Source organism: Klebsiella sp. ME-303, from assembly GCF_007910085.1.
GTDB classification, from domain to species: Bacteria; Pseudomonadota; Gammaproteobacteria; order Enterobacterales; family Enterobacteriaceae; genus Klebsiella; species Klebsiella michiganensis.
Genome location: NZ_VOJB01000022.1, coordinates 1 through 2,117 on the forward strand (window position 1 = coordinate 1; position 2,117 = coordinate 2,117).

Annotated in this window: 4 protein-coding genes; all 4 read left to right on the top strand. The window is 51.3% G+C overall.

Annotated features, from left to right (window positions below; genetic code table 11):
* A partial coding sequence (locus FQK12_RS27535; RefSeq protein WP_146295617.1) for a transcriptional regulator occupies positions 1 to 151 on the top strand: 151 nt, incomplete at its 5' end.
* A complete protein-coding gene (locus FQK12_RS00175; RefSeq protein ID WP_014228547.1) occupies positions 135 to 560 on the top strand; it encodes a toxin YdaT family protein in 426 nt (141 codons plus the stop codon). The genes FQK12_RS27535 and FQK12_RS00175, both read left to right, overlap by 17 nt.
* 264 nt (positions 561 to 824) lie before the next feature.
* Positions 825 to 1,901 carry a hypothetical protein gene (locus FQK12_RS00185; protein WP_014228548.1) on the top strand — a complete coding sequence of 359 codons (1,077 nt, stop codon included), beginning with the start codon at positions 825 to 827 and terminating at the stop codon, positions 1,899 to 1,901.
* A 12-nt stretch (positions 1,902 to 1,913) separates the two neighbouring features.
* Positions 1,914 to 2,117, top strand: a 204-nt coding sequence (locus tag FQK12_RS00190) for a hypothetical protein (protein ID WP_146295619.1), incomplete at its 3' end; no start/stop codon positions are given.

Sequence of the window (2,117 nt, forward strand, 5' to 3'; positions counted from 1 at the left end):
AGTCTCCCAGTGGGGTCTCTTGGTTCCAGAGGGGCGCGCACAAAGATTAGTCGACGCCTCATCCGGCAAGCTGACATACGACAAAGATATTTACGACCAATATCGTAACGAAAAACGTTCTGGTGAGGTGAATCATGAAAATCAGGCATGAGCGCATTCGCGAGGCCATGAATGCCTGGGCGCTTTATCCAGGCGGCCGTAAAACGCCTGTATCGGCGATTGTCGACGCTTACTTCTCCATGGGTATGACTGCACCAGAGTTGTACGACGACAGCCACCCTGACGCACTTAGCCGCAATATCCAGAAGATTTACCGCTGGGTTGAAAGTGATTCGCCTGCATCAATCGAAAAAATTGCGCAGCTTCTCCCCGCGATTGAACGTGCTATGCCGCCGTTACTACTGGCGCGGGTGCGTAGTTACTACTCTGAAACTTTCCGCGAACTTCTTCACCGCAAACAACGGGTGGACGACGAAATGGAAGCGCTGTTCGGCGCAATGATTGCTATCTCTGACCGGATTGCTGATGGCGGCTCTTCCGGTAACACGCTGATTCACTAAGCGAGGTTCAACCATGCGTAACCAGTCTGCTGCTGAATTGATTGCTCGCCTGAAACGAGCGTATCCGGCGTATGAGCCGTCTGAAAGAGATTGTGCAGGCACTGGCATCCCTAAGGCCGGTTCTCGCTTCCAGCACAGGCACAAAGGCCACATGGTGACGGTACTCACAGCGACAGAGAAAGAAGTTTCCTACCGCAAAGCCTGCGGGGCTATTGGCTGGGTAGGATTGAGAGAGTTTTTACGGCTACACAATGAGGTTTCGGAATGAACAATCAGGTTTTTGAAATTGTTCAGGCCATGTCGGGGCAGGGGAACTGCATAACGATCCCCGGACCGTATCTGGATTTCTTTGCAGGAGACAGGCAACAGCATTTGCTGGCGGCCATTCTCAATCAGCTGGTGTTCTGGTCGGGCAAGTCGAGTCTGGAAAATGGCTGGTTTTACAAAGAGCACGCAGCGCTTGCCAAAGAGATTCGCGCCAAAGATGGCGACGTGGTCAGAAAAGCAATGTTCAAGATTACAGAGCAGTACCTGGCGGGGGTTATTGAGGAAGAGTTACGGCAGGTAAGCGGCACTCCGAAGAAGCATTATCGGGTCGATCAGGAGGCGCTAATCGCCAAAATATTCCCGCAAGGGGGAAATTCAAATAACCCATTGAAAAATATGGATACGGCCCAAGAGCCGAATGGAAACGGCTTAAGAGCCGAATCGAAGCAAGTGATTGAAAGTGATGGAAACGGCTCTCAAGCCGAATGCATTCGTCCCAAGAGCCGAATGGAAACGGCCCAAGAGCCGAATCCTGGAAACGGCTCTCAAGCCGAATCCTATCTCTATACAGATCTTAAAAACAGATCACTACATACAGATCATAAAAACCACGCGGGAGAGATTCTTCCTGTGGATAACTTTGCAGAGTCAGGACGTGAACCGGTCATCCCGGAAGCAAACATTCCTGACGCTACCGAAGACAGTAACCTGGCTACCGATGATGACTTCGATCTCGCGATGTGGTTCTGGTCGACCATCATCGAGATGTACGAACGCGCCGCCGAATTTGACGGCTCTCTGGCAAGACCGAGAGAACCGAACTTTGTTGGATGGGCTAACGAGGTTCGCATGCTTCGCCAGGAACATGGCTGCAGCCACGACCAAATCCGCACCATGATTGAGCGCATTCAGCGCGATCAGTTCTGGTGCCCAAAAGTTCAAACCATGAAGACATTACGTAACAAATGGCCTGAGCTGGCGCTGAAGCTGTGCCCGGTAAACCTTGCTGTAGGCGGAAACCTCGGATTTAGCGGCAAAGTTCAGGCAGATATTCCAAAGGGTTTCAGGGGCTAAGGAGTTTTTTCAATGAAAACAACTAAATCCAAGAAAACACAATACAGCGGTGAAATCACGATGATCGAATTTCTCAAGGCCAATCCTGATTTGACCACCAGAGAAATCGCCGTTGCACTGGGTCGCGGTATGTCGTCGGTCGGTAATCAGCTTCGCCAGTTACACGGAACAGGTCAGATTACCCAAAGCGGCATGCGGAATGGCGCGGCAATGTGG